This is a genomic window from Rhizobium sp. P32RR-XVIII (assembly GCF_012641395.1).
Lineage (GTDB): Bacteria > Pseudomonadota > Alphaproteobacteria > Rhizobiales > Rhizobiaceae > Rhizobium.
Genome location: NZ_JABAIH010000001.1, coordinates 865,276 through 891,304 on the forward strand (window position 1 = coordinate 865,276; position 26,029 = coordinate 891,304).

Annotated in this window: 27 protein-coding genes; 13 read left to right on the forward strand and 14 right to left on the reverse strand. The window is 60.7% G+C overall.

Going from position 1 to position 26,029, the window contains the following annotated elements:
* Positions 1 to 9: 9 nt before the first annotated feature.
* Both HGP14_RS04375 and HGP14_RS04380 read right to left on the reverse strand, forming a co-directional pair.
* Entirely contained in the window at positions 10 to 618 is a 609-nt protein-coding gene (locus HGP14_RS04375) for an energy-coupling factor transporter transmembrane protein EcfT (protein WP_168828614.1), read from the reverse strand.
* Positions 618 to 1,292, reverse strand: a complete 675-nt coding sequence (locus HGP14_RS04380; protein WP_168828615.1) for an energy-coupling factor ABC transporter ATP-binding protein — start codon at positions 1,290 to 1,292, stop codon at positions 618 to 620. Before HGP14_RS04380 ends, HGP14_RS04375 begins: the two co-directional genes overlap by 1 nt.
* A gap of 97 nt (positions 1,293 to 1,389) precedes the next feature.
* Here HGP14_RS04380 and HGP14_RS04385 point away from each other — a divergent pair, with 97 nt between their 5' ends.
* Positions 1,390 to 2,580, forward strand: coding sequence for a winged helix-turn-helix domain-containing protein (locus HGP14_RS04385; RefSeq protein WP_168828616.1), 1,191 nt, complete (start codon positions 1,390 to 1,392; stop codon positions 2,578 to 2,580).
* Between the two features lie 133 nt (positions 2,581 to 2,713).
* Here the strand turns inward: HGP14_RS04385 and ribB are convergent, their stop codons facing one another.
* The 3 genes from ribB to HGP14_RS04400 form a co-directional block, all read right to left on the reverse strand.
* The gene (ribB, locus tag HGP14_RS04390) at positions 2,714 to 3,817 is read right to left on the reverse strand and encodes a 3,4-dihydroxy-2-butanone-4-phosphate synthase (RefSeq protein ID WP_168828617.1); all 1,104 of its coding nucleotides are present in this window, start codon (positions 3,815 to 3,817) and stop codon (positions 2,714 to 2,716) included.
* A gap of 11 nt (positions 3,818 to 3,828) precedes the next feature.
* Entirely contained in the window at positions 3,829 to 4,926 is a 1,098-nt protein-coding gene (gene aroC / locus HGP14_RS04395) for a chorismate synthase (protein ID WP_168828618.1), read from the reverse strand.
* A gap of 162 nt (positions 4,927 to 5,088) precedes the next feature.
* A complete protein-coding gene (locus HGP14_RS04400; protein ID WP_312862089.1) occupies positions 5,089 to 8,268 on the reverse strand; it encodes an EAL domain-containing protein in 3,180 nt (1,059 codons plus the stop codon).
* 240 nt (positions 8,269 to 8,508) lie between these two features.
* Here HGP14_RS04400 and HGP14_RS04405 point away from each other — a divergent pair, with 240 nt between their 5' ends.
* Positions 8,509 to 8,769 (forward strand): DUF1344 domain-containing protein, encoded by a 261-nt coding sequence (locus tag HGP14_RS04405; RefSeq protein WP_168828619.1) that lies wholly within the window; start codon positions 8,509 to 8,511, stop codon positions 8,767 to 8,769.
* Between the two features lie 6 nt (positions 8,770 to 8,775).
* Here HGP14_RS04405 and HGP14_RS04410 read toward each other — a convergent pair whose 3' ends face one another.
* The 4 genes from HGP14_RS04410 to HGP14_RS04425 all read right to left on the reverse strand — a co-directional run bounded on the left by HGP14_RS04410 (position 8,776) and on the right by HGP14_RS04425 (position 12,187).
* On the reverse strand, positions 8,776 to 9,366 hold the full coding sequence (locus HGP14_RS04410; RefSeq protein WP_168828620.1) for a histidine phosphatase family protein: 591 nt from the start codon (positions 9,364 to 9,366) through the stop codon (positions 8,776 to 8,778).
* Between the two features lie 27 nt (positions 9,367 to 9,393).
* Complete coding sequence (fabI, locus tag HGP14_RS04415; protein ID WP_168828621.1) at positions 9,394 to 10,212, reverse strand: enoyl-ACP reductase FabI; 819 nt, start codon at positions 10,210 to 10,212, stop codon at positions 9,394 to 9,396.
* A 123-nt stretch (positions 10,213 to 10,335) separates the two neighbouring features.
* Positions 10,336 to 11,484, reverse strand: coding sequence for a DnaJ C-terminal domain-containing protein (locus HGP14_RS04420; protein ID WP_168828758.1), 1,149 nt, complete (start codon positions 11,482 to 11,484; stop codon positions 10,336 to 10,338).
* A gap of 244 nt (positions 11,485 to 11,728) precedes the next feature.
* A complete protein-coding gene (locus HGP14_RS04425) occupies positions 11,729 to 12,187 on the reverse strand; it encodes an RT0821/Lpp0805 family surface protein (RefSeq protein WP_168828622.1) in 459 nt (152 codons plus the stop codon).
* Positions 12,188 to 12,253: 66 nt separating this feature from the next.
* Between HGP14_RS04425 and pdxH the strand changes: the two genes are divergently transcribed.
* A complete protein-coding gene (gene pdxH, locus HGP14_RS04430) occupies positions 12,254 to 12,874 on the forward strand; it encodes a pyridoxamine 5'-phosphate oxidase (protein ID WP_168828623.1) in 621 nt (206 codons plus the stop codon).
* A gap of 18 nt (positions 12,875 to 12,892) precedes the next feature.
* Here pdxH and HGP14_RS04435 read toward each other — a convergent pair whose 3' ends face one another.
* Positions 12,893 to 13,933, reverse strand: a complete 1,041-nt coding sequence (locus HGP14_RS04435; RefSeq protein ID WP_168828624.1) for a polysaccharide deacetylase family protein — start codon at positions 13,931 to 13,933, stop codon at positions 12,893 to 12,895.
* A 222-nt stretch (positions 13,934 to 14,155) separates the two neighbouring features.
* Between HGP14_RS04435 and HGP14_RS04440 the strand changes: the two genes are divergently transcribed.
* Together HGP14_RS04440 and HGP14_RS04445 are read left to right on the forward strand one after the other, a co-directional pair.
* Positions 14,156 to 15,433 (forward strand): D-alanyl-D-alanine carboxypeptidase family protein, encoded by a 1,278-nt coding sequence (locus tag HGP14_RS04440; protein WP_168828625.1) that lies wholly within the window; start codon positions 14,156 to 14,158, stop codon positions 15,431 to 15,433.
* A 75-nt stretch (positions 15,434 to 15,508) separates the two neighbouring features.
* Positions 15,509 to 15,796 carry a pyrophosphatase gene (locus tag HGP14_RS04445; RefSeq protein WP_168828626.1) on the forward strand — a complete coding sequence of 96 codons (288 nt, stop codon included), beginning with the start codon at positions 15,509 to 15,511 and terminating at the stop codon, positions 15,794 to 15,796.
* On the opposite strand, the gene HGP14_RS04450 is transcribed toward HGP14_RS04445, so the two are convergent.
* The 3 genes from HGP14_RS04450 to HGP14_RS04460 all read right to left on the reverse strand — a co-directional run bounded on the left by HGP14_RS04450 (position 15,797) and on the right by HGP14_RS04460 (position 18,406).
* Positions 15,797 to 16,294 (reverse strand): GNAT family N-acetyltransferase, encoded by a 498-nt coding sequence (locus HGP14_RS04450; protein ID WP_168828627.1) that lies wholly within the window; start codon positions 16,292 to 16,294, stop codon positions 15,797 to 15,799.
* Positions 16,295 to 16,311: 17 nt separating this feature from the next.
* Positions 16,312 to 17,727: a metalloprotease TldD gene (tldD, locus tag HGP14_RS04455; protein WP_168828628.1), complete on the reverse strand. Its 1,416-nt coding sequence runs from the start codon at positions 17,725 to 17,727 to the stop codon at positions 16,312 to 16,314.
* 76 nt (positions 17,728 to 17,803) lie between these two features.
* Entirely contained in the window at positions 17,804 to 18,406 is a 603-nt protein-coding gene (locus HGP14_RS04460) for an invasion associated locus B family protein (protein ID WP_168828629.1), read from the reverse strand.
* A gap of 329 nt (positions 18,407 to 18,735) precedes the next feature.
* Between HGP14_RS04460 and coxB the strand changes: the two genes are divergently transcribed.
* From coxB to HGP14_RS04490, 6 genes are all read left to right on the forward strand, one after another.
* A complete protein-coding gene (coxB, locus tag HGP14_RS04465; protein ID WP_168828630.1) occupies positions 18,736 to 19,626 on the forward strand; it encodes a cytochrome c oxidase subunit II in 891 nt (296 codons plus the stop codon).
* 19 nt (positions 19,627 to 19,645) lie between these two features.
* Positions 19,646 to 21,331: a cytochrome c oxidase subunit I gene (gene ctaD, locus HGP14_RS04470; protein WP_168828631.1), complete on the forward strand. Its 1,686-nt coding sequence runs from the start codon at positions 19,646 to 19,648 to the stop codon at positions 21,329 to 21,331.
* A 60-nt stretch (positions 21,332 to 21,391) separates the two neighbouring features.
* Positions 21,392 to 22,348, forward strand: a complete 957-nt coding sequence (locus HGP14_RS04475) for a heme o synthase (protein WP_168828632.1) — start codon at positions 21,392 to 21,394, stop codon at positions 22,346 to 22,348.
* Entirely contained in the window at positions 22,348 to 22,485 is a 138-nt protein-coding gene (locus HGP14_RS04480; protein WP_168828633.1) for a hypothetical protein, read from the forward strand. The genes HGP14_RS04475 and HGP14_RS04480 overlap by 1 nt, the downstream gene beginning before the upstream one ends.
* 4 nt (positions 22,486 to 22,489) lie before the next feature.
* Positions 22,490 to 23,098 (forward strand): cytochrome c oxidase assembly protein, encoded by a 609-nt coding sequence (locus HGP14_RS04485; protein ID WP_168828634.1) that lies wholly within the window; start codon positions 22,490 to 22,492, stop codon positions 23,096 to 23,098.
* A gap of 62 nt (positions 23,099 to 23,160) precedes the next feature.
* A complete protein-coding gene (locus HGP14_RS04490; protein WP_168828635.1) occupies positions 23,161 to 24,039 on the forward strand; it encodes a cytochrome c oxidase subunit 3 in 879 nt (292 codons plus the stop codon).
* A gap of 55 nt (positions 24,040 to 24,094) precedes the next feature.
* On the opposite strand, the gene HGP14_RS04495 is transcribed toward HGP14_RS04490, so the two are convergent.
* On the reverse strand, positions 24,095 to 24,736 hold the full coding sequence (locus tag HGP14_RS04495) for a chloramphenicol phosphotransferase CPT family protein (RefSeq protein WP_168828636.1): 642 nt from the start codon (positions 24,734 to 24,736) through the stop codon (positions 24,095 to 24,097).
* A gap of 131 nt (positions 24,737 to 24,867) precedes the next feature.
* Here HGP14_RS04495 and HGP14_RS04500 point away from each other — a divergent pair, with 131 nt between their 5' ends.
* Together HGP14_RS04500 and HGP14_RS04505 are read left to right on the forward strand one after the other, a co-directional pair.
* Positions 24,868 to 25,251, forward strand: coding sequence for a DUF983 domain-containing protein (locus tag HGP14_RS04500; RefSeq protein ID WP_168828637.1), 384 nt, complete (start codon positions 24,868 to 24,870; stop codon positions 25,249 to 25,251).
* Positions 25,244 to 25,999, forward strand: coding sequence for an SURF1 family protein (locus tag HGP14_RS04505; protein WP_168828638.1), 756 nt, complete (start codon positions 25,244 to 25,246; stop codon positions 25,997 to 25,999). The genes HGP14_RS04500 and HGP14_RS04505 overlap by 8 nt, the downstream gene beginning before the upstream one ends.
* Positions 26,000 to 26,029: the final 30 nt, after the last annotated feature.

The following is a 26,029-nucleotide window of genomic DNA, read 5'->3' on the forward strand; positions in this document are numbered from 1 at the left end:
CATAAAGTGTTAACTGACATGCCGCCGAAAGCCGCGCGCGTCAATCGCCGCTGCGATGTTATCCGCATCCCTGAGCGTGAGAATGATAAGCGGCGCAAGCAGCGTGACCGGCCGCACCTTGATGCCGCGGGCGACGTGCGCCTCCTTGATCGCGTGGTAGCGGCCAAGGATTTCCGGCACGAAACGGACGACGAGCCCGACCGCCAGGCCGACATCGTTTGCCGTCACCAGGCCGGCACGCTCCAGCGGACGGGCAAGCAGCGTGATCTCGTCGATGAATTCGCTGATCGTCGTCGTTGCCGTTACTGCCGCCGCAAAGAGCATCAGTGCCGTCAGCCGCAACAGCGCCACGACGGCGGCATGCCATGGATTGAAGGCGAGGCTGAAAAGCGCCACGACGATGATCGTCAGCAGCACCGGCTTCAACCGCGCAAGTGCCCGGCCCGGCGGCAGGCCGAGGCTGAAATAAACGGCACCCGTCGCCAGCACGCCGAGCGAAAGCAGCGGAATGTTGCGGGTGACGAAGAGAGCAATGCCGAGGATCGCCAGCACGAGCAGCTTCGAGCGCGCCGGGAGCCGGTGCATGAAGCTGCTGCCTTCGAGATAAAGGGATTGCATCAGGCGACGATCTCCCGGTAGCGCGCGATTGCGTCGGCTGCGGGCGCATCGGCCGCGAGCCTGCCCTCGTGGAAAACAAGGACCCGGCCGAAATCTGCGATCAGTTCGAGGTCGTGAGTAATCACGATGGCGTTTTCGGGCAGGCCCTCGATGATCTTCTGCACCAGTGCACGGTTCTTCAGGTCCAGCTGGTTTGTCGGCTCGTCGAGGATCAGGATATTCGGACCCGTGACAAGCACCGCAGAAAGGGCGGCGATCTGCAGCTCGCCGCCGGAAAGTTCGTGCGCCCGGCGCGGTGCAAGGTGAGCGGCACCGAACCTGGCGAGTGCGCCTTCCGCCTTCGTCTCGATCTCGGCCTTCGAAAGACCACGGCCTTTCAGCCCGAAGGCGATATCGTCACGCACGATCGGCAGGATGATCTGGTTCTGCGGCTGCTGGAAGATGAAGCCGACCTCGGGGAGGGTGGACCGCTCGCCGGCGGTGTCCCGGCCGTTGACGATGACACGTCCTGCCGTCGGCTTCGTCAGCCCGTTGATGAGCCGCGCAAAGGTCGTCTTGCCCGACCCGTTGAGGCCGATCACGCCGATGCGGTTTTCCGTGAGGCTGAGGGTCAGCGGCGCCAGCGCTTCCCGCGCGCCGTAGCTGACTGCAGCCTCTTCGAAGCGGATGTCCAAATCATTCCCCTGTCACATTCCGATGCTGCTTCTATAGCCGCAGCCGCAAAAGTGCAAAACAGGTGGCTAGGAACATTTTCCCGAATATGATGCTCACATGACGAATCTCATTTCGAACAGCGACGCCCGCCGGATTTTTCTCGCCAAACAGGGTCTCGGCATGCCGCCGAACCGCCTTCTGAGCAAGGCGGGGCTGCTGCAGCTGATCCATGACATCGGCTTCGTGCAGGTGGACAGTATCCAGACGGTGGAGCGGGCGCATCACCAGATACTCTTTTCCCGCAACCAGACATACAAGCGCGAGCATCTGACCGCGCTGCTGGAAAAGGACGGCGCGCTGTTCGAGCATTGGACGCACGACGCCTCGATCCTGCCCAGCGTCTTCTTCAAATATTGGAAGCACAAGTTCCGCCACGAGGAAGAGGTCATCATCGAGCGTTGGCGCAAATGGCGCGGCGAGGGTTTCGAGCATGCCTTCGATGAGACCTACGAGCGGGTGGCGCGCGACGGCGCTATTACGGCGCGCGAGATCAAGGCGGACGGCCACACCTCCGGCGGCTGGTGGAACTGGCATCCAAACAAGACGGCACTCGAATATTTCTGGCGCACCGGCAAATTCGCCATCGCCGGCCGCTCCAATTTCCAGAAGATCTATGATCTGGTCGAACGCGTTATTCCGGCGGAATTCCGCGATCCCGAAGTGAGCCGAGAGGACTTTGTCGACTGGGCCTGCCGAAGCGCGCTGAAGCGGCTCTGCTTTGCGACACATGGCGAAATCGCCGCCTTCTGGGACCTGCTCTCGCCGGATGAGGCGAAGGCCTGGGTAAGCGAGCACCGCGACGAACTGACGGAGGTCCTGATCGAACCGGCGCTCGGCGGCAAGCCGCGTCCCTCCTGGGTCTTTGCGGATTTCCCGCCCGCCGCCGGTGACTATCCCGAGCCTCCGGCCCGTGTTCGCGTGCTGAGCCCCTTCGATCCGATGATCCGCGACCGCAATCGTACCGAACGCCTTTTCGGCTTCTTCTACCGCATCGAGGTGTTCGTGCCGGAGCCGAAGCGTGAATACGGCTACTACGTCTTCCCGCTGCTCGAAGGCGATAAACTGATCGGCCGTATCGACATGAAGGCTGACCGCAAGAACGGAACGCTGGACGTCAAGCGGCTATGGCTGGAGCCGGGCGTGAAAGCATCGGCCGGTCGGCTGGAAAGGTTGCAGGCGGAACTGGAGCGCGTGGCGAAGTTCGCAGGGGTGGAGAAGGTTGTCTATCTGGCAGAGTGGAGGGGGTAGCCGCTTGCCACTTCTCCCCAGCGGGGAGAAGTGCCGGAGCGCCAGCGAGGCGATGAGGGGGAGCAGGATATGCCGAGCCGCCCCTCATCCGACCCTTCGGGCCACCTTCTCCCCGAGGGGAGAAGGTAAATCCTCAGCAAATCTCCGTCTTGGCGATCTTGATCCCAAAGCCCTCGAGTCCGACGTAGTGGCGCTCGCGGCTGGTGAGCAGCTTGATGGAGCTGACGCCGAGGTCCTTGAGGATCTGCGCGCCGAGACCGATTTCCAGCCATTCGCTTTCGCGGCTCTTGGCTTCGGCATGCGACTCGCGGTCCTGGCTGCGCGTCTTGCGGCCGTTGTCGTAATGGCCGACGCCGACGGAGCCTTCGCGGAGATAGACGATGATGCCACGGCCTTCCTCGGCGATCTTCTGCATGTAGTGATCGACCGGGCTCTTCTTGCCGAAGAGGTCCTCGGCGACGTTTTCCGGGTGCAGGCGGACTGGAATGTCGATACCGTCGCGGATATCGCCGAAGACGACGGCGAGGTGCTGCATCGGATCCCAGGGCAGGGCGTAGGTATGGGCTTTGGCCTTGCCGAACGGCGTTTCGATGTCGAAGCTGGCGCCGAGTTCGATCAGCGTTTCCTTGCGCTGGCGGTAGGCGATCAGGTCGGCGACCGAGACGAGTTTCAGGCCGTGCTTTTCGGCGAAGTCGACCACCTGCGGACCGCGCGTGACGGTGCCGTCGTCATTGACGAGTTCGCAGATGACGCCGATCGGCGGCAGCCCGGCGAGCTTGCAAAGGTCGACGGCGGCTTCCGTATGGCCGGAGCGCATCAGCACGCCGCCTTCGCGGGCAACGAGCGGGAAGATGTGGCCGGGACGAACGAAATCTGCCGGGCCGACATTCGGATTGGCAAGATTGCGCACCGTCAGCGTGCGGTCGTCGGCGGAAATGCCGGTCGTCGTGCCGTGCTTGAAATCGACCGAAACCGTGAAGGCCGTCGTGTGCGCGGAGTCGTTTTCGGCAACCATCGCGTTGAGGTTCAGGCGTTTCGCCTCTTCCTTCGGCATGGGCGTGCAAACGATGCCGGAGGTATGGCGCACGATGAAGGCCATCTTTTCCGGCGTGCAGTGGAGAGCAGCGACGATCAGGTCGCCTTCGTTCTCGCGGTCATCATCATCCATGACGACGACGATCTCGCCGGCTTCGAAGGCTCGGATGGCATCGACGACACGCTTCTGGTCATAAGGCATGGGGGTAATTCCTATTTCAACCGGCCGGTCTGGCCGCGGTCGCGGAGGTAATGGTCAGCGATGGCGCAGGCCACCATGGCTTCGCCGATCGGCACAGCCCGGATACCGACGCAGGGGTCGTGCCGGCCCTTGGTGCGGATATCGACATTGTTGCCGTCCGCATCGATCGAGCGTCGCTCCGTAAGAATGGAAGAGGTCGGCTTGATCGCAAAGCGCGCGACGACCGGCTGGCCGGTGGATATGCCGCCAAGAATACCGCCGGCGTGGTTGGAAAGAAACAACGGTTTGCCGTCATTGCCCATGCGCATCTCGTCGGCGTTCTCCTCACCGGTGATCTCGGCCGCGCCGAAACCATTGCCGATCTCCACACCTTTCACGGCGTTGATGGACATCAGCAGCGAGGCGATATCCTGGTCGAGCTTGCCGTAGATCGGCGCGCCGAGCCCTGCCGGAACGCCTTCAGCCACGACTTCGACCACAGCGCCGATCGAGGAGCCGTTCTTGCGGATGGTGTCGAGATACTCTTCCCATACAGGGACGATTTCTGCGTCCGGCGAGAAGAAGGGGTTCTGGTCCACCTGATCCCAATCCCAGTTCTGCCGGTTGATCTTGTGCTTGCCTATCTGGATGAGGGCAGCGCGAACCTTCATCTCCGGAACAACGAGGCGCGCGATGCCGCCGGCCGCGACACGGGCCGCCGTTTCGCGGGCGGAGGAGCGGCCGCCGCCGCGATAATCGCGGATGCCGTATTTGACATCGTAGGTATAGTCCGCATGACCGGGACGATACTGCCGGGCAATCTCGCCGTAATCCTTGGAGCGCTGGTCGGTGTTCTCGATCATCATCGAGATCGGCGTACCAGTGGTGATCATCGTTTCACCGTCGGCATCCGGCATCACGCCGGAGAGCACCTTCACGAGGTCGGCCTCACGGCGCTGCGTCACGAAACGCGATTGGCCGGGCTTGCGCTTGTCGAGCCACACCTGAATGTCCTCGAGCTTGAAACGCAGTCCGGGTGGCGTGCCGTCGACGACGCAGCCGAGTGCGGGCCCGTGGCTTTCGCCCCAGGTTGTTACGCGGAAGAGATGACCGAATGTGTTGTGCGACATGTGTTCCGACCGGATGAGCGCAAACTCCGGTCGTCACCGGCTGCGCCATACTTCCAAAATTCGGGACACTCATAGGCCAAAAAGCCTTGCGGGCAAACGCCTTTCTTTACCGAAAAATGCTGCGACCAGAGAATCTGTTTCCGCAAATCGTGAACGATGAACTCAGGAGGCAAGCCGCCAGGCTTTACCGTCCGCTGCAGCGGCTGCGAAGGCGTCGAAGGACAAGGGGCGGGAGAAGGCGTAGCCCTGCAACAGGTCGCAGCCGAGATCGCGCAGCATGTGCGCATGCGAAACAGTCTCGACGCCTTCCGCCACCGTTTCAACACCGAGCGAGCGGGCGATATGGATGATCGAGCTCACCAGCGCCCGTTCCTGCGGCGAATGGAGGATCGGCTGCACGAGTTGGCGGTCGATCTTGAGCCGCTTCGGCTTCAGCTTCAGCAGGCTGACGATCGACGTGTGGCCGGTTCCGAAATCATCTATTTCGATATCGATGCCGAGCGCCTTGATGCGGTCGAGATTGTGCGCCGCCACATCCTCGCTCTCGTCGAGGAAGATCGATTCGACCAGCTCGAAGGAGAGCTCGCCGGGAGCGATCTGCAGGTCGAGCAGCGACTCGAACAGGCTTCCGTCATGCAGCCGGCGCGCCGAAACGTTGACCGAGACCTGCGGCACGGCTACGCCGAGTGCCGCCCAACGCATCTTGTCCTTGAGCGCGGTTTCGAGAACGATGCGGTCAAGCACCTGCACGACGTTGATCTCGTCGGCGATGCGCAGGAACTTGTCGGGCGTCAGAAGACCGTGGGACGGGTGGTTCCAGCGCACCAGCGCCTCGACGCCCGTCAGCCGCATCGTCCTGGCGCAGAACTGCGGCTGGTACCAGGCCGTGAATTCGCCGTTTTCGAGCCCGGCAAGGATTTCGTCGGCGGTGCGCTTGCTGTTGACGACGTCGGCCTGGAGGTTCTGGTTGAAGAATTCGTAGCGGTTCCGGCCCAGGCTCTTTGCACGATAGAGCGCGATATCGGCGTTGATCAGCACCTGGCGAGCGTCGACATCCATACCGTCTGCAAGGGCGATGCCGATCGAAACGCCGCAGCGGCAGGCGAAGCCCTCGAAATTGATCGGCTGGCGCATTTCCTCGATGATCCGGGCCGCAAGTTCAGTCATATCCTCGGCGTTGGCATCGAGGACCAGAATGACGAATTCGTCGCCGCCGATGCGCGCAACGACATTGCTGACTTGGGCATTCTGCGAAAGCACCTTTGACGCATGCACCAGCATCGCATCGCCCGCGGCATGCCCGAGCGTGTCGTTGATTTGCTTGAAACGATCGAGGTCGATATGGAGGATGGCGAATTTCTGCCGCTGCGACCGGCTGTTGAAGGTCAGGTTTTCAAGCGCGATATCGAGCTTGCGCCGGTTGGCAAGTGCGGTCAGCGGGTCGTGTAGCGAATTGTGCTCTATTCGATCCTTGGCTCGTTCGAGTTCGATGTTCTTGGAAACCGCGTCGTCCTTTGCCGCCTTGAGCTGAAGCGTCAGCAGCGCGTCTTCGGTAGCATCGAAGGCCACGCCGATCAGCTTCGCCTGTCCCGTCGCGGTTTGATGCACCTTGCCGGTGGAGCGGACATAGCGAACGCCGCCGTCTGCGGTCGGTACGCGGCAGATAAGCGTGTGGGTGTCGCCAACCTGCTTGAAATGCTCCGCACTTTCCAGTGCAAGGCCACGGTCCTCCGGATGAATGCAGGAGAGCCAGACATCCTGGGTCATGAAGCCACGCCGTGGCTCCAGCCCGTAGAGTTCGTACATGCGCTCGTCCCACATGGAGCCTTCGACGCCCAGCGTCGTTTCCCAGATGCCGCACAGATTTGCATCGAGTGCGAGATCAAGACGGGTCGAAAGCTCCGCAAGTTCCGCTTCGCGGCAGGAGAGTTCGTCCAGCGCCTGTTCCAGTTCGGCATTCTTGGTGTCGCTGGTTTCCTTGGCCTTCCGCAGCATTTCGGCCGCCTCGGCGTCTGCAGTCACGTCCGCGACGATGCCGATCGTTCGGCCGATTCCGCCCGCATCAGTGTAGAAGGAGCCGACGGATCGCAGGTGCCGGATGCTCCCGTCGGCGAGCCCGACACGATACTGTGCCGTGCAGGAGGTGCCGGCGACGCTGCAATTGAAGAAGTGCATCTCGGCGATCGGCCGGTCCCCCGCCACGATCGCTTCAAGCCAGCTCTCGAGCGGACGGCTTCCCTCGCCCGATACCTCACCGTAAAGGGCTGAAGCGCGCGCGTCCCAATAGAGGCGGTGCCCGTGATCCTGAAGTTCCCAGATGCCGATATTGGATGAATCCAGCGCAAGATCCAGCCGCTGGGAAAGCTCGAGCAGTTTTGCCTCGCGAGCTTCGAGCTCGCTGACGTTGCGGTTGCGCTCGCCAAGGAGCAGGGTGGCCAGGAAGATAGGAACGATGATGACGCAGCCGGCCGCGACAATGATCAAGCGAAGCTGAACCTGGTTCGGCGGGGGAACGTTCCATCCGCTTGTCGGAGCGGCCGAAAGCTCCCAGCGACCGCCCGCAAATTCGATGTCGCGACGGATGGGCTGCTTGTCAAGCACATCGGCGCTGCCGAAGAAGGGAAGGGCCTTGCCCGCCGCGGCGGTGTTCAGGTCGCGCAAGGCGATCGAAAGATGATCGAGATGCGGGTAACGCCGCTCGTTTTCAGTGTTGCGAGCAGGCATCAGGCCGGTGTTTTCGTAGAACATGTCCCGGTCGATTGCGACTTCGACCGCACCCCAGACCTTACGCTGCCCCTTATCCTTGACGAAAATCGGGAAGAAGATCGCAAAGGCATCCGTGCCGCCCGTGGTCTTGATGGGACCGTAAAAGCGCGCCTGCTGGTCTCTGGTATAGTTGGTGACGGGATGGCGCCGCATTTGCAATTCGCCGACGTCCTTGCCGATGCGGTCCTTGCCGGATTGCGGCGGAAAGACGTTGCTGACCACGAAATTGGGTGCGACGGCTATACTGAGGAAATGCGGATTCTGGATGAGCAACCAGTTTATCTGGCGATTCATTTCCTCTTCGTTGCTGTTCGCGCTCAGCGAAATCACGTTGGCGAGATCGCGGACAACAGTGATGTCAATGTCGATCTGCGCTACCAACCGTGCTTGAAGGAGGCTTGCTTCATTTTCCGTGCGAATTTGCAATTCGCGAAGATGCGCCGCGGTATTTGCATGATCGAGCGTGAAACCGACTACGATAACGACAAATGCCACAAGAGCCGACACGAGCAGTGAAACACGGGTATTTTTGAACACCCGCCGCAACTGAATCTTGCCGCCCAGCCCGAAAAGCACAGTATATCTCCCCTCTTTTTCGGACAACTCTAGGGAGAACGAGTTAATTTACGATTTCATGCTCGTTTGTTACCAATGTTTAAGAAAGTACTAATGGAGGGTGGCTGCCCTTGATTATCGTTTAAATGCTGTTCATCAATTGGGCGCGCGAAGTCACTCTTACGGGCAATTTTCGCCATATTCAGGAGTTTAGCTGTGCTTGATCGGATGTTAGCGACGAGTCTGAAGAGGTTTGCTGCAATGCGTTTTTTTGTTGCCACGCTGCTGGCTACAGCAAGTTTCCTCTCGCCCATCAGCGGCTTTGCGGAAAGTGCCGACGTTGAAGCGACGATCAAGAACGTCGACATGACCAACCTCAGCCTGACGCTCGATGACGGCAAGACCTATCAGGCTCCGGAGGAATTTAACTTCGATGGACTGAAGGCCGGCGTGAAGGTTGTGATCTTCTATACGGAAGTGGACGGCAAGCGGGTGATCAACGATCTCGATATCGTCCAGTAACGGCGGCTAGAGCCAACCGATAAGCCTCTCCGCAGTGTCGATTTTCAGGATCCGGTCCTGCGGAATTTCCCCCTCGGCAGCCTCGTGCTTCGGCAAATCCGCGATCATCTTGAAAAGGCTCCTGATGACGCCGCCATGCGTGGCGCAGACTGTTGGACGCTCGAGTGAATTCAACCAGGAGCGGGTACGCCACGACATGATCTCGTAGCTTTCGGCGTCGTCGCCGGGCGGGATGAAATCCCACTTGTTGAGGTTGCGTTCGATAATGCGCTGGCGTTGCGTCGCCTTCAGCTCCCTGATCGTGAAGCCTTCCCAATCCCCGAAGGAAACTTCGACCAGCCGCTCGTCGGTCCGGTAGTCCTTCGGCGCCAGTCCCATGGCGGTCCGCATGATCTCCATCGTCTGCCGCGTGCGTCCGAGCGGACTTGCAACGAAATCGAAGGGGATTGCCTCGACTTTCAGAAGCTCGGCCATGTTGACGCCGTTCAGCCGCGCCTGTTCGCGGCCGATGGCATTCAGCGGAATATCCTTCTGGCCTTGCAGACGACGTTCAGCATTCCAGTCGGTCTGACCATGTCGGACGACGTAGATGAGCAAGGCAGATTCCGTTTGATTGGACTTCGGTCAGTCCTTGATAACCGAAATATCCGGCGCGTCTACCGCCTTCATGCCGATCACATGATAGCCGCTGTCGGCATGGTGCACTTCACCGGTGACCGAGCGCGCGAGATCCGACAGCATGTAAAGGCCGACGTCGCCCACTTCCTCGATGGTAACCGTACGGCGCAGGGGCGCGTTGTACTCATTCCATTTCAGGATGTAGCGGAAATCGCCGATACCGGATGCTGCGAGCGTCTTGATCGGGCCTGCCGAGATCGCATTGACGCGGATGTTCTTCGGTCCAAGGTCGACTGCCAGATACTTGACGCTGGCTTCGAGAGCGGCCTTCGCGACACCCATGACATTATAATTGGGCATGACCTTCTCGGCGCCGTAATAGGTGAGCGTCAGCAGCGAGCCGCCATCCGTCATCAACTTCTCGGCGCGGCGCGCCACGGACGTGAACGAATAGACGGAGATCTGCATCGTCTTGGCGAAATTGTCCGGCGAGGTATCGACGTAGCGGCCGGTCAGTTCGTCCTTGTCCGAGAAGCCGATCGCATGAACGACGAAGTCGATCTTGCCCCACATCTTTTCGACGTTGGCGAAAACCTCGTCGATGCTCGCTTCGTCGCTGACATCGCAGTGACCGGCAAGCACGCCGCCGAGTTCGGCAGCGAGTGGTTCGACGCGTTTTTTCAGAGCATCGCCCTGATATGTAAAGGCGATTTCCCCGCCCTGTGCATGAATGGCTTTGGCAATGCCCCACGCAATCGAACGATTGTTGGCGACGCCCATGATAACGCCGCGCTTGCCTGACATGAGGCCTGTTGCTTGAGCCATATTTTGCCCCCTAATGATCCAATTGGGAATTTGCCTATGGCATACGCCGTTCACCGGTTCAAGATTGCGAGCAATCATCAACTGTTAGGTATGGTAACAAAGGGTGCGCTTGTCACCAAAATTTCACAAAAACAGCCCCTCGCGCATGCTTCTCATGAGATCCGTGACTTTATCGTCCGGTTTTTCCCACAGCATAATGCGCAACTCCACGACCAGATCGCCTCTTTCGCCATTGTCGTCGGGCAAGCCCTGATTGGGGATTCGGACCGTCTTGTCCGATCCCGACCAGGCGGGAACCGTTATGTCGACCGGCCCGTTCGGTCCCTCGATGCGTGCCTGGGTGCCGAGAACGGCATTCTCGAGCGTCACGGGTAGTACGGTGTGGAGATCGAAGCCATCGACCGTAAAACGCGGGTCCGGTGCAATGTGGATGCTGATGACCGCGTCACCGCGCTGCATGTTCGGCAGCTTGTAGCCCTGGCCTTTCAGCCGTACCTGATGGCCCTCCCGCGTGCCGGCCGGCAATGTGAAACCTGCCTCGCGGCCTTCACCGAGCTGCACGTTGATCCAGTTGCCCTTCAGAATGTCGTCTATCGTCACGGTTGCCTGCGCGAGCTGGTCCGGTGCCTTTTCCGGGGCGGGCGCGCTGCCGGTGAAGCGGCGCACGAGCGATGTCAGCATGCTCAAGGGCTGAAGAATACCGTTGGCTGGAGTAGCCGTCTCCGCACTCTCTTCCTGTGCCTTTGCTATTTCTGCTTCGGTCTTCGCCGTTTCCGCATCCGCACGCCTGCCGGCGTTTGCCTGCGTGCTGGCGGCTGCAGCACCCGTGGCCTTGGTTTGCGCACCAAAGATGCGCTCCACCACGTCCTCTGGGGCTTCCGGGCTGGCGTGCTGCTGCTTTGCCGTGTCAGCGGCGGCTTTCGCCGCCTTTTGCGCGTTGGCGCGGGCGAGTTCTTCCATCACCCGTTCGGCATTTGCCTGCGCGGCCTTGGCGCGGGCCGCCGCCTCGCGGGCGGCTTGGCGCTGCTGCATAATCGTCTCGCCGTTCACGCGCGCCTCCGCCATGCGGGCGGCCGTGTCGAAAAGGCTGCGTTTCTTGGGGTCCTTCAGTGTCTCATAGGCACGGCCGACCTCGGCGAAACGAGCGGCTGCCGTTGGATCGCCCTGATTATGGTCCGGATGAACGGCCTTGGCCTTGCTGCGCCAGGCTGCCTTGATCTCGTCTGTCCCCGCGTCCTGAGGGACGCCCAAAACCTTGTAAGGATCGCGCATATAGTAAACTGCCGTTTCCGATGCGGCGTGCCCGTCCTTGCCCAGCACGCCGAAAGCCAATAACAACTCAATGCGCATGCCGGAAAACCGGAACACGCGCCTGCAAGCCGATCGTGCGTCAGAGTTGCTAATCAGTCCTTATTTTAAGGACGAGTAATGCGGCTTTCGCTGCAAATGGTTAGCTTTTTGCTAAGCATGCGACGCGCCCGCTCGCCGCGGTTAAGCATAGTGTGAAATGAAATGATCAGCCTTCAGGCTGAAAGCTCAGCAGCTGCCAGTTGCCGCCGCCGACGAGGCAGGTTTTCCCGTAAAACTTGGCGATGCCTGCATAGGAGTGACGCGTCGTGCGGAACTGGCGGCAGACCTGGCCGGCATCGTTGTTCTCGACGATCGTGTCGATGACCCCGGCGCTGCCGGTGGAGGAATTCGCCCAGGGAAGCGGCTGGCCGGCAATTTTTCCGATGTCGGCGGAGGTGACTGCGTTTCGAACGGTCATTTCGTCGGAGAGCGTGTCCGTGCTCGGCGCTGCCTGCGGCACGGTGCCGGTAGCAACCGAACGGTCCACCTTTGACTCGCTCAGGAAATCAAAGCCGCCCGTCATGCAGCCCGAAAGCGACAGCATCGCCGTTGCAATAACCAACAGCGTGCCGCAACGGTGCGACAAGGCCTTTGTATGGCGATGTGACTTTGCTATGACTTCCACCCTGCGTCCTGTCCAGTCGTGAATAGCTGGGCATTTAACCGATAAACCCGGGGCATTTGAGCTAATATGTCGGCAAATGAGTTAACAAGCGGTGACTTTACCGAACGCGACGAGCCATTCAAGCTTTTCGCGGAATGGCTGAAAGAAGCCGAGGCTTCCGAGATAAACGATCCGAATGCCGTAGCACTTGCGACGGTCGATGAGGATGGCCTGCCCAATGTCCGCATGGTCCTCCTTAAGGGATTCGATAGCGACGGATTCGTCTTCTACACGAATTTCGAAAGTCAGAAAGGCCGCGAACTCCTTGGACAGAAAAAAGCAGCCATGTGTTTCCACTGGAAGACGCTGCGCCGGCAGGTGCGCCTGCGCGGTCCTGTGGAGATCGTAACGGACGAAGAGGCGGACATCTATTTCAAAACGCGCGCCCGCGGCAGCCGCATCGGCGCCTGGGCTTCCAAGCAGTCGCGTCCGCTGGAAAGCCGCTTTGCTCTGGAAAAAGCCGTGGCGGAATATACCGCGCGTTATGCCATCGGCGAAATTCCGCGCCCGTCTTATTGGTCCGGCTTCCGCATCAAGCCGGTTTCGATCGAGTTCTGGAAAGACCAAAACTTCCGCCTGCACGACCGCGTCGAGTTCCGCCGTTCTGCGCCGGAAGGCGATTGGGAAAAGGTGCGGATGTATCCGTAACCGGTTTACGTCCCGATCCTACCGGCCGATCAGCTTCAGCGGTATGCCGGAGGCAAGTGCCGAAACATACCGCGGCTTCTGGTAAAGCCCATTGAGCGAGAGCCGTGGCAGATAGGTCGTGCCGCCGGGCAAGCCGGGTTGCATGATACCGGGCTGGGTCGTCACTGCGACCTTGAACCCCATCTCGGCCGCGATCGTCGCCTCCCGACGGGTTGTGGCCTCGCGCGTGCCGTACGGAAAGGCGATCGTGCCGGGCCGCTTGCCGGTAATTTCCGTCACGTGATCGGCCGAAAGTGCCATTTCCTCCCGCGCTTCGGCTTCGGGAAGGCGCGCGAGCGCGCGGTGGCTGATCGTATGCGCGCCGAGGGAGGCCAGCGGGCTCGCTTCGAGCAGATTGAGTTCTGCCGGCCCCATCACGAGATCGTCGACGAGTTCCTCTGGATCGATCCCGTGGTCGCGGGCGAGCCTGTCGATCTTTGCGGTCGCCAAGCTCTCGTCGCTGCGGTGAACGTGGTTTGCAAATCGTGAGAATGCCCGGTACTGGTCGGCCGATGTCGCGAGAGTGATGCTCTCCTCGCCGGCGCCGAAATCGAAGCGCACTGTTTCCGCCTTCCGCAGGACAGGGGCAAGCGTCTCCCACCAGATCGTATGGGTGCGTTCGGTAAGACCCTTCGCCACGAACACGGTGAAAGGCGCGGCGTGCTTCTCGAAAATCGGATAGGCGTAAACGAGGTTGTTCCGATAGCCGTCGTCCAGTGTGAAGGCTGCAAATGGCTGATCGCCTCGCGGGCCGGACAGCAATGCCGGAACCTCATCCAGCGCGACGAACCGGTAGCCGTCACGCGCAAGCCGCGTCAGCGCCGCGTCAAGAAACTCCGGTGTAACTTCCAGATGCGCATTCGGCTCGAAAGCGTGCGGCTCGTGCGGTCTGACATGGTGCAGGGTGAAGATTGCGCCGCGCCCGCGTGCGTTGCGCATGAGCCCGGTAGCCGCAAGCAGATGTGCGGCTTCGAGGCCGCATTTGATGACCATCCGCTTCGCGCGACTTTTCCACAGCATCCGTTTGCCGCCTCCCAGATAACGCGAGAGCCTAACAATTATGATGTTAAGCCTTGCTGAACGTTGCATTTCCGGACGAAATCTTTAGGGTCCGTTCACCAAGAAAAGAGAAAATTCAAAAATCCGTGGCCGTTGCTCCTAGAGTCGCGCCAAATCCGCGCTTCTGTCGCAGAACGGTACATATATTGGCTTCGCCGCACGCGGCACTTGATTGAGGGAAAAATGAAAAGATTGCTGGCCGCATTTCTTTCCGTGGCGTTTGCCGTTTCGGCACCGATCGCGGCCATGGCCGGCAGCGCCTCCCTCATCCTTGATGCTCGAACTGGAACGGTTCTCGCGTCCGAGAATGCCGATGTGCTGAATTATCCCGCGTCGCTCACCAAAATGATGACGCTTTACCTGACCTTCGAGGCGCTGAAGCGCGGCAAGATCGGTTGGGAGACCCCGATCGTCATGTCCAAGTACGCAGCCAGCCGTCCGCCGACCAAGCTTGGCGTGAGGGCAGGTGGAACGATCACCGTGCGCGAGGCCGTCTATGGCATGATCGTGAAGTCTGCCAACGACGCGGCTGCCGCTATGGGCGAAAAGCTTGCGGGCTCCGAAGACAATTTCGCGCGTGTCATGACCCAAAGGGCGCGCCAGCTCGGCATGAGCCGCACCACGTTTTACAACGCTTCCGGACTGCCGGACAGCCGTCAGGTGACGACGGCCCGCGACATGTCGATGCTTGGCGTCGCGCTGCTCAGGAACTATCCGAACGAGTATCGCCTTTTCTCGATGGTCTCCTTCAATTTCAGAGGTAAGACGGTCCGCGGCCACAATAACCTGATGTATCGCTATCAGGGCATGGATGGCATCAAGACGGGCTATACCAATGCCTCCGGCTTCAATCTCGTGAGCGCAGTGCAAGATGGCAACCGTCGCGTCGTCGGCGTTGTCCTCGGCGGCCGCACGGCTCGCAGCCGCGACGCTCAAATGGCAGCACTTCTCGACAAGTATCTCGGCCGCGGATCCAACGGCGGTACGCTCGTTGCCGGCGCCGGTGCCAAGCAGCAGGTCGAGGTTGCCTCCGCCGCCGACACCGATGTTTCTCTCCCGGGCGTCGCGTCTTCTGCGATGGCGCCGGCCAGCGGGCGCCCCGCCAAAATTCCGTTCGCTCTCGGCTACTCCAACACCGCAGCCGTTCCCACGGACCGCCCGGCGGCCCTTAATGAAATCGCCAATGCCGGCAAGCCGCAGGCTCCGGCCAGCGGCTGGCAGATCCAGATTTCGGCCGCTCCGAGCGCCGAGGCTGCCCGCGCGCTCCTCTCGCTCGCAAAGTCCGAAGGCGGCGCGCCGCTGAAGTCGGCGTCTCCCTATACGGAAGCTGTCGGCACCGGCGCCAACGCCGTCTACCGGGCGCGCTTCGTCGGCTTCGACAGCAAAGACGCGGCCACGGCAGCCTGCGAAGCGCTCAAGAAGCGCTCCTACGACTGCGTGCTACTCGGCGATCACAGCTAAGCTCCGAACGGCAGAGCTGCTGGACAATCCGGACGAATCGACGCTTTCCTTTCTGTGCACAAAAGGAGAACGCCGATGCTTGCATTCTCTTCGCGCCGCTATGCCGAGGCAAATGGCATCGAAAGGGATCCGGACTGGTATCTCCTGAAGCTGCAGGAAGAAATGGGCGAACTCACGCAAGCCTGGAACCGCGTGAGCGGAAGAGGGCGCCTGAAAGGCAAGACGCCGGATGAGCTGAAGCGCGACCTTGCCGACGAGACGGCCGACATGCTCGGTCATATTCTGCTCTTCGCCCGTCACAACGGCATCGACCTTACGCCCTCGATCGAGCGCAAGTGGCTGTTCAAGTTCAACGCCGGATAGTCAGCTTGCGCTGACGGTCCGCCGGTAGAACTTATTGTCCACCGCCATCACGGGGAAGGAGCGGGGTAGGTCGGCGCGGGTGATCTCGACGAAGCCGTTCTTTTCGTAGAAGCGATGCGCGGCGAGGAATTTGTCGGTCGTGCCGAGAAAGACCTCCCGAATGCCGTTGGCTTCGACATGGGAGAAGAGCGCATTCAGCAGCCTCGCCGCGACGCCATGCTCGCGGCCGCGCACGACCGCGGCGACGAACATCTTGCGAAGCGCCGCCTGGTTGTTGCCGATGTCCTTGAGGCCGACCGTGCCGACGATGACGCCGTCAAGCTCGGCCACCCAGAACTGGCCCTTGCGGGACTGGTAAAAATCCGGGATCACCTGCAGATCCGGCTGGTCGTCGGCCGTGATCGCGATACCGAATTCGTTGCGCTGGATCGGCAGGATAACCGAGAAGACGCCATCGATGTCTGGGGCGGCGAAGGGTCTGATCTTGATATCGCTCATCACTGCCTCCGGACGGGTCAGGCCTGCGTGCCCCCGACGGTCACTTGGTCCATGCGAAGGTGCGGCTGGCCGACGCCGACCGGGACCCATTGGCCGGCCTTGCCGCAATTGCCGATGCCGGTGTCGAGCTTCATGTCGTTGCCGATCATCGACACACGCTTCATGGCGTCCGGACCGTTGCCGATCAGCATCGCACCCTTGATCGGTGCGCCGATCCTGCCGTTTTCGATGAGGTAGGCTTCGGTGCAACCAAAGACGAATTTCCCAGACGTGATATCCACCTGTCCGCCGCCGAAGGAAACGGCGTAGATGCCTTTCTTCACCGAGGCGATGATCTCTTCCGGCGTCTTGTCGCCGCCGAGCATATAGGTGTTGGTCATGCGCGGCATCGGCACATGCGCATAGCCCTGACGCCGGCCGTTGCCGGTCGGCTGCATCCCCATCAGGCGGGCGTTCTGCCGGTCCTGCATGTAGCCGACGAGCTTGCCGTTTTCGATGAGCACGTTGTATCCGGACGGCGTCCCTTCGTCGTCGATCGTGATCGAGCCGCGGCGGTTGTCGATCGTGCCATCATCGACGACGGTGACGCCGGGGGCGGCGACCATCTGGCCGAGCAGGCCTGCAAAGGCCGATGTCTTCTTGCGGTTGAAATCGCCTTCGAGACCGTGGCCGACAGCTTCGTGCAGCATGACGCCCGGCCAGCCCGAGCCGAGCACGACGTCCATCGTGCCCGCCGGCGCCTCGATCGCTTCGAGATTGACGAGCGCCTGGCGCAAGGCTTCATCCGCGCCGTATTGCCAGCTACCCTGCGCGATGAAATCGCCAAAGCCGATGCGACCGCCGCTTCCATAGGAGCCGCTCTCCTGCCGGTCGCCTTCACCCACGATGACGGAGATGTTGATGCGCGTCATCGGACGGATGTCGCGCACGCGATGGCCATCGGCGCGCAGGATATCCACGACCTGCCAGCTCGCGGCGACCGACGCCGTCACCTGGCGCACCTTGTCGTTCTTGCCGCGCAGATATGCGTCGATATCGGTCAAGACCTTGACCTTCTCTTCGAAAGTCGGCGAGCCGATCGGATTTTCGTCAGTATAGAATTTCTTGTTGGTGCCCTGAGGGGCTGCCGCGTAGCTGCCGGAGTAGCCTTTCGTGACGGCGCCGACGGCATCTGCCGCACGCTTCAGTGCCGCAACCGAAAGATCGCCCGCATGTGCGTAGCCGACGGCTTCGCCGGCGACGGCGCGAAGGCCGAAACCCTGCTCCGTGTTGAAGCTGCCGCCCTTCAGGCGGCCGTTGTCGAACATTAGCGATTCCGCCTGCGCATGCTCGATGAAGAGTTCGCCGTCATCCGAGCCGGAAAGCGCCTCGGCAACGAGTTTACGCATCGCCGCTTCGTCGGCGTCGAACAGCGTCAGCAGGTCGGTATTCATGGTCGTATTCTCCGCTTCGAAGCAGGAACGCTTCCAGGCCGATGTAGGTCCGCAGAGCAGCTGGAGCAAGTCCTTATCAGGGCAGCGCGTCGTAGCCTTCCGCAAAGCCCTTGAGATCGACCGGAATGCCGATACCTTCTTCCGGGGTCTGGAAGACGATGAAGGTGGCGCTTTTGCCACTGCGGAAAGTCTTCAGAAGCTCGTCCTCGAGAACGACCTCCGCATAGCAGCCGTCTGCAAAGCAGCGCACGAAGTAGGCGCGGCCGATATCCTTGCCGTCGACATTGAGACCAAGCCCGTTGGGCAGCAGCACGCCGAGCGGCGCCAGCACGCGGAGAATCTTCGATTTCCGGTCGGCGGTCTTCAGCACGACGACGGAGAGGCCGACTTCCGGCCGGTCCTCGGCGATCACGTTCTGCATCAGCGCACATTGCTCAGCGGAGGCGCCGGCTGGCTTGTCGCAGACGACCGACCACGCGCCGTGATTGGACTTCACCGTTCCGGGTGCCTGGGGCTGACTCTGGCCGGGGGCTGCCTGCTGCGGGGCGGGCTGCGCCGGCGCCGGCTGCGGGGCAGGGGGCTTCGGTGCCGGCTGCTGCTGGGCGAGTACGGGTGCTGTCGCGGCGGCGGCGATGCTGATGGTCAGAATGAGCGACCGCGCGAGGGAATGGAAACCCATGGAAACCTCTGGAATTCGAATCAGTGCCGCTATTGTTGAAGGCCACCATTGCAAATGAAAAGCCCCGCCCCGTCAAAACCGGGGGACTGCGGCAGAAATAGGACCTTCGCCGATAATGCCGGAAGGGAGTCACCCGCGATTGCTTTTCGTAGGATGGTGGAATCTTCGGCAATGCTTTGCGTTGCAGCCGAATTCGGCCTTGGACGAAAATGCCGCATATACAATTGCTTTGGCTAGTTGCGGTTGATGGCAAACTGTGGTTTGACACGACGGAGGATGGAAGGACTGCGTCGGGCTCGACGCCGGTCTGGGTTTAGGGAGATATTGAGGTGATTAAGAAGGCTTATGCAGCCGTGACCGCTTTGGTCTGTCTGCTTTTTGCTTCAGCCAGTTTAGCCGATCAGCCGATGCCGTGGCAGGCCACGCTGCAGCCGGCCGCAACGCCGATCATGCGGGAAATCCGTTGGTTCGAGCAGTACACGCTGTGGTTCATCGTTCCGATCACGCTGTTTGTCCTGGTGCTTTTGATCGTCGCCTGCGTCAAGTTCCGCGCTAGCGCCAATCCGGTACCGTCGAGGACAAGCCATAATACGATCATCGAAGTTATCTGGACCGTAGGGCCGGTTCTCATTCTTCTCTTCCTCGCCGTTCCGTCGTTCAATCTTCTGACGGAGCAGCTCACTCTTCCGGAAAATCCGGATATCACGCTGAAGGCGACTGCTACCCAGTGGCAGTGGAATTATGAGTATGAGGGCACCGGCGATTCACCGCTCGCTTTTGACTCCTATCTGCTGAAGGAACCGGATCGCGCCGCTGCCGGCAAGACCGATCTTGCCACCTATCCGCGCCTGCTCGCGGTTGACAACGAGGTCGTGCTGCCGGTCAACAAGACGATCCGTGTTCTCGTAACCGCCGCGCCGACCGACGTCATCCATGCCTTCGCAATGCCGTCCTTCGGCGTCAAGATCGATGCTGTTCCGGGCCGTCTCAATGAGACCTGGTTCAAGACCGAGCGCGAAGGCCTGTTCTATGGCCAGTGTTCCGAGCTCTGCGGCAAGGACCACGCATTCATGCCGATCGCCATCCGCGTCGTCTCCGAGGACAAGTACAAGCAGTGGCTCACGGCCGCCGCTACTGACCTTCCCGGAGCTTATAAGGCCTTGATGGCCGCCACCGATGGTCCGGCAAAGTCTGTCGACGTCGCCGAAAACGTTCAGTAATTAGAAGGGGATCGCGACAATGGCTGGACCTTCCGCTCACGATCATTCTCATGACGCCCATGCGCATGACGATCATCACGACCACTCGCACAAGCCGAGCTTCGTCAATCGCTGGTTCTTCTCGACGAATCACAAGGACATCGGCACGCTTTACCTGATCTTCGCGATCATCGCCGGCATCATCGGCGGTGCGCTGTCCGTCGCCATGCGCATGGAACTGCAGGAACCGGGCATCCAGATCTTCCACGGTCTGGCCTCGATGGTTTACGGCTTCGAAGGCGACGCCGCGATCGACGGCGCCAAGCACATGTTCAACGTTTTCACCACCGCTCACGCCCTGATCATGATCTTCTTCATGGTCATGCCGGCGATGATCGGCGGTTTCGCCAACTGGATGGTGCCGATCATGATCGGCGCGCCGGACATGGCCTTCCCGCGCCTGAACAACATCTCCTTCTGGCTGATCGTTCCGGCCTTCCTGCTGCTCGTGCTCTCGATGTTCGTCGAGGGCCCCGCGGGCGCTTATGGCGCAGGCGGCGGCTGGACGATGTACCCACCGTTCGCGACCGTCGGCCAGCCGGGCCCGGCCGTCGACCTGGCGATCTTCTCGCTGCACATTGCTGGTGCCTCGTCGATCCTCGGCGCGATCAACTTCATCACCACGATCCTGAACATGCGCGCTCCGGGCATGACGCTGCACAAGATGCCGCTCTTTGCCTGGGCGGTTCTGATCACCGCGTTCCTGCTGCTGCTCTCGCTGCCGGTTCTGGCAGGCGGCATTACAATGCTGCTCACCGACCGCAACTTCGGCACGTCCTTCTTCGCGCCGGAAGGCGGCGGTGACCCGATCCTCTACCAGCACCTGTTCTGGTTCTTCGGCCACCCGGAAGTCTACATCCTGATCCTGCCGGGCTTCGGCATGGTCAGCCACATCATCTCGACCTTCTCGAGAAAGCCGATCTTCGGCTATCTCGGCATGGCTTATGCCATGGTGGCGATCGGTGCCGTCGGCTTTGTCGTCTGGGCCCACCACATGTATACGGTCGGGCTGTCGCTCGATGCCCAGCGCTACTTCGTCTTCTCGACGATGGTCATCGCCGTTCCGACGGGCGTGAAGATCTTCTCGTGGATCGCGACGATGTGGGGCGGTTCGATCAGCTTCCGCGTGCCGATGGTCTGGGCGATCGGGTTCATCTTCCTGTTCACGGTCGGTGGCGTGACGGGCGTTCAGCTGGCAAACGCCGGTCTCGACCGTTCGCTGCACGACACCTATTACGTTGTGGCCCACTTCCACTACGTTCTGTCGCTCGGCGCCGTGTTTGCCATCTTCGCTGCATGGTACTACTGGTTCCCGAAGATGAGCGGCTACATGTACAACGAGTTCGTCGGCCACCTGCATTTCTGGGTCATGTTCATCGGCGTCAACCTGGTGTTCTTCCCGCAGCACTTCCTCGGGCTTGCGGGCATGCCGCGCCGTTACATCGACTATCCGGATGCATTTGCCGGCTGGAACTTTGTTTCCTCGGTTGGCTCGTATATCTCGGCTTTCGGTGTGCTGATCTTCCTCTTCGGCGTTTTCGAAGCCTTCGCGAAGAAACGCGTCGCGGGCGACAATCCTTGGGGCGAGGGTGCCACCACGCTCGAATGGCAGCTGCCTTCGCCGCCGCCGTACCACCAGTGGGAACAACTCCCGCGTATTAAGTAAGAACTGAAATTCGGCGCCGCATGCAGATGCGGCGTCCGGGCTTGAATGTAGGACGAAGGAATGCCGGTCATAAACAGTCACGAGGTGCTTGCGGAGGAGGGGGAATATCGCCTGTCGGAAGCTAGTGCGCGCGATTATTTCGAGTTGCTGAAGCCGCGTGTGATGTCACTCGTGGTCTTCACGGCGTTTGCCGGTCTGGTGCTGGCGCCCGGTCACATCAATCCTCTTCTGGGCTTAATCTCGGTCCTGTGCATCGCAGTGGGGGCAGGCGCCTCCGGCGCGCTCAACATGTGGTACGATGCCGATATCGACGCCATCATGACCCGCACTGCCCGTCGGCCGATCCCGGCCGGCCGCATCAGGCCGGGGGAAGCGCTGGCCTTCGGCCTCGTGCTCTCGGGCTTTTCGGTCACCATCCTCGGCCTTGCCGTCAACTGGCTTTCGGCCTCGATCCTTGCCTTCACGATCTTCTTCTACGTGATCGTCTACACGATGTGGCTGAAGCGCTCGACGCCGCAGAACATCGTCATCGGCGGTGCCGCCGGCGCTTTTCCGCCGATGATCGGCTGGGCCTGCGTGACGAACTCGGTGACGATCGAGAGCACTGTTCTGTTTCTCATCATCTTCCTTTGGACTCCGGCACATTTCTGGGCGCTGGCGCTCTTCAAGATGCGCGACTACGAAGCCGTCGGCGTGCCGATGCTGCCGAACGTGTCCGGTGAGCGCACGACCAAACACCAGATCGTCGCCTATGCGGTGCTGACGGCGGTGTGCGCTGTCATCCCTTCCTTCCTCGGCTTTGCGAGTATTGGATACGGCCTTGTCGCGGCCGCGCTCGGCGCGTTCTTCATATACTGTTCCATCGCCGTCTGGCGCATGCCGGATGGCGATCTCAAGATGATCCCGGCAAAGAAGCTGTTTGCTTTCTCGATCTTCTACCTGTTCGCGATCTTCTCTGCCCTGATGCTTGACCGGCTCGCCTGGCTGCTGGTTTCCCAGACGGGGGGTCTCTTCTGATGGAAACCGTCAAGCTTACCGAAGCGCAGCGCAAGTCGCGCCGCAACCGGAACGTCGCTCTCGGCCTCGTACTTGGAGCTCTCTGCGTTCTCTTCTACGCCGTCACGATCGTGAAATTCACGGGGCACGGGGGCTGAACCGATGAGTGAGAGCGCAAAGGCACCGGCGAAGCAGGGTCGCAACAACGGCGCCGTCGTCTTCATGTGCCTGAGTTTCGTCGTCGGCATGGGAGCGATGAGCTTTGCCGCCGTGCCACTGTATCGCATGTTTTGCCAGGTGACCGGCTATAACGGCACGACGCAGCGCGTCGATCAGGCCTCGAGCGTTATTCTCGATCGCACGATGCGCGTCACCTTCGACGCCAATGTGGCGCCGGGTCTGTTCTGGAATTTCAAGCCGGTCCAGCGCGAGGTCAATCCGCGCATCGGCGAGACCATCCAGGTCAACTTCGTGGCCGAGAACCGTTCCAATGAAACGCAACGTGGCCAGGCGGTCTTCAATGTCACGCCGGGCGAAGCGGGAGCTTACTTCAACAAGGTCCAGTGCTTCTGCTTCAACGAGACCGATCTGAAGCCGGGCGAGCGGCTCGAGATGCCGGTGGTGTTCTACATCGATCCGGATATTACCAAGGCCGTCGAGTCGAAAGACATCCACACGGTCACGCTATCATATACGTTCTACCCGAAAGAAGGTCCCAAGCCTGTGGCTTCGAATGCGGGTGGAGCAGCGAAAGTTGAAAAGAAACTTTGATTGAGACTCGTTTCCGGCCATGCCCGGAGACGATGCGAAGGCAGACATTCGGGGGAGCTGACATGGCCGATGCGCATCAGAAGAATCACGACTATCACATCATCGACCCAAGCCCGTGGCCCATTCTGGCCGCGATTGGTGCCTTCATCGTAACCTTCGGTGGCGTCGGCTACATGCGCTTTCTGAATGGCGGGTCGCTGCACCTTTTCGGCATCGAATGGGCTCAGCCCTGGCTGTTCTTCATCGGTCTCGCGCTGATCCTTTACGTCATGTACGGCTGGTGGGCCGACACCGTGAAGGAAGCCCACGAGGGCGCGCATACCCGCGTCGTGTCGCTGCACCTGCGCTACGGCATGATCATGTTCATCGCTTCGGAAGTGATGTTCTTCGTGGCCTGGTTCTGGGCCTATTTCGACGCGAGCCTCTTTCCGAATGAAGCCATCCAGGCCTCGCGCGTCGCCTTCACCGGTGGCCAGTGGCCGCCGAAGGGCATCGAGGTTCTCGATCCCTGGCACCTGCCGATCTACAACACCGTCATCCTGCTGCTCTCCGGCACGACGGTCACCTGGGCCCACCACGCCCTCCTGCACAACGACCGCAAGGGGCTCATTCAGGGTCTGACGCTCACCGTTCTGCTGGGAGCGCTGTTCTCTGGTGTCCAGGCGTATGAGTACCTCCATGCGCCGTTTGCCTTCAAGAACTCGATCTACGGCGCCACTTTCTTCATGGCGACCGGCTTCCATGGTTTCCACGTGCAGATCGGCACCATCTTCCTGCTGGTCTGCCTGCTGCGGGCAATCCGTGGCGACTTCACGCCGAAGCAGCACTTCGGCCTCGAAGCCGCCGCCTGGTACTGGCATTTCGTCGACGTGGTCTGGCTCTTCTTGTTCTTCTGCATCTACGTCTGGGGCGGCTGGGGCGCACCGGTCGCAGCAGGCTGATGGATTGAAAGAGAAACAGAAAAGCGGGTGCCATCGGCGCCCGCTTTTTTGTGGCTCACCTTGAAGCGGCGATCCGCTCGAAGGCGGAGGGTTCCGGAATTCCGAGATCGAGCTGCTGCCGGATGGCTTCGGCGCATTCGTGCGGCGTCAGGACCGACGTATCGAGCTCGAGATCGTAGATGCCCGGCTTGTGCACCTCCTCCTGCCAGCGCCGCACGGCGTCCGGAATTGGTTCCTCGCTACTGCCCTTTTCGTATAGATCCTCACGCTCGGGTTCGTCGATGTTGCGGCGCTCCATGATCACGTCCAACGGGCAACGTACGCCGACGAAAAGCACCGGGAAGCCTTCGAGCCTGCGGGCGCAGTCGGTCAGAATGCCGAGCGGCTGCGAATAGGCTTCGTGATGCCCAAGATCGGCGACGATATTCAGTCCCAGTCCGGCATGGATGGCGATCGACTCGTAGAGCGCCGCATAGAAAAACGGCACCCATTCCTCCAGATCGGGACGCTCGCCGCCGGGGCGAAGGCCTATGCCCGGCAGGTAACGTTCCGGCGTCATGCCGTTATAGGTATCGACGCCGAGGTTCATCCACGGCCCGTCGAGCTCCTGCTGAATGGTTCTTGCGATCGTTGTCTTGCCGCTCCGCGGCGCGCCGTTCAGGATCACGATCTGCCCGGCATAGCTGTTGGTGTTCATCAGTGTTCTTCTTCTGCTTGGCGCGGAATCGCACAGCGAATCGCGCAGGTAATTTCCTTTCGTCCTGGGGATGCTTTATGGGAGACTTAAGGCACGGTCGAAAAAAGACGACTTTGCCCGAAAGGAGTAGCATGAGCGAAGACACAGCCCATTTCCCTCCCGTCGATCCGGTTAAAACCGGCTTCAAAGGCTGCTGCCCGCGCTGCGGACAGGGAAAATTGTTTTCTGGCGTGCTCGCGCTGAAACCGCGCTGCGCCGCTTGCGGCCTCGATTATGCCTTTGCCGATTCGGGCGACGGCCCTGCGGTTTTCGTCATTCTCATCGTCGGCTTCATCATCATCGGGATGGTGCTCTGGCTGGAGGTGAACTATTCGCCGCCGATCTGGCTGCACATTCTGCTTTTCGCCCCGTTGACGATCGTGCTTTCGCTGCTGGCGCTGCGCTGGTGCAAGGGCATCCTGATCGCCATGCAGTACCGCCACAATGCTCGTGAAGGACGCATTTCCCGTGACTGACATCCAGACAACGGCCGCCCGCCGCAAGCTGCCGGTCTTCACCGGCTTTGCGGTGCTGATTGCGCTGGCCATCCTGATTTCGCTCGGCACCTGGCAGGTGGAGCGCTTGCACTGGAAGGAAGGCCTGATCGCCGATATCGCGGCGCGTCGCGGATCGGCGCCGGTGCTGCTTGCCGATATCGAGCAGATGCTGGCCTCGGGGAGCGATATCGAATATCGCCCCGTTACCGTGTCCGGCCTCTATGTGCATGACAAGGAGCGCCACTTCTTCGCCACTTGGCACGGCGAGACCGGCTACTTCGTCTATACCCCGCTGCAGCTTGCCGACGGTCGCTACCTTTTCGTCAATCGGGGCTTCGTTCCCTATGAGAGCAAGGAGCCCGAAAAGCGGATGCAGGGGCAGGTGACGGGGGTACAGACTATCACCGGCCTGGCGCGCAACAAGCTGCCCGGGAAGCCTTCCTCACTCGTGCCGGAAAACGATGTCGCCAAGAACATCTTCTACTGGAAGGACCTCGATGTAATGGCCGCGAGCACGGGCCTCGACAAAGGAAGTGTCGTGCCGTTTTTCGTGGATGCCGATTCGACGCCAAACCCAGGCGGTTTTCCCGTCGGCGGCGTCACCGAGATCGACTTGCCCAACAACCACCTGCAATATGCCTTCACCTGGTACGGGTTGGCGGCAGCGCTGGTCGCCGTTGTCGCAATCGCGTGGTTCCGCAAAGGCGGCACGCCCGCCTCGCAATAGTATCGCTTCAATTCCCTCTTATATTGGGCT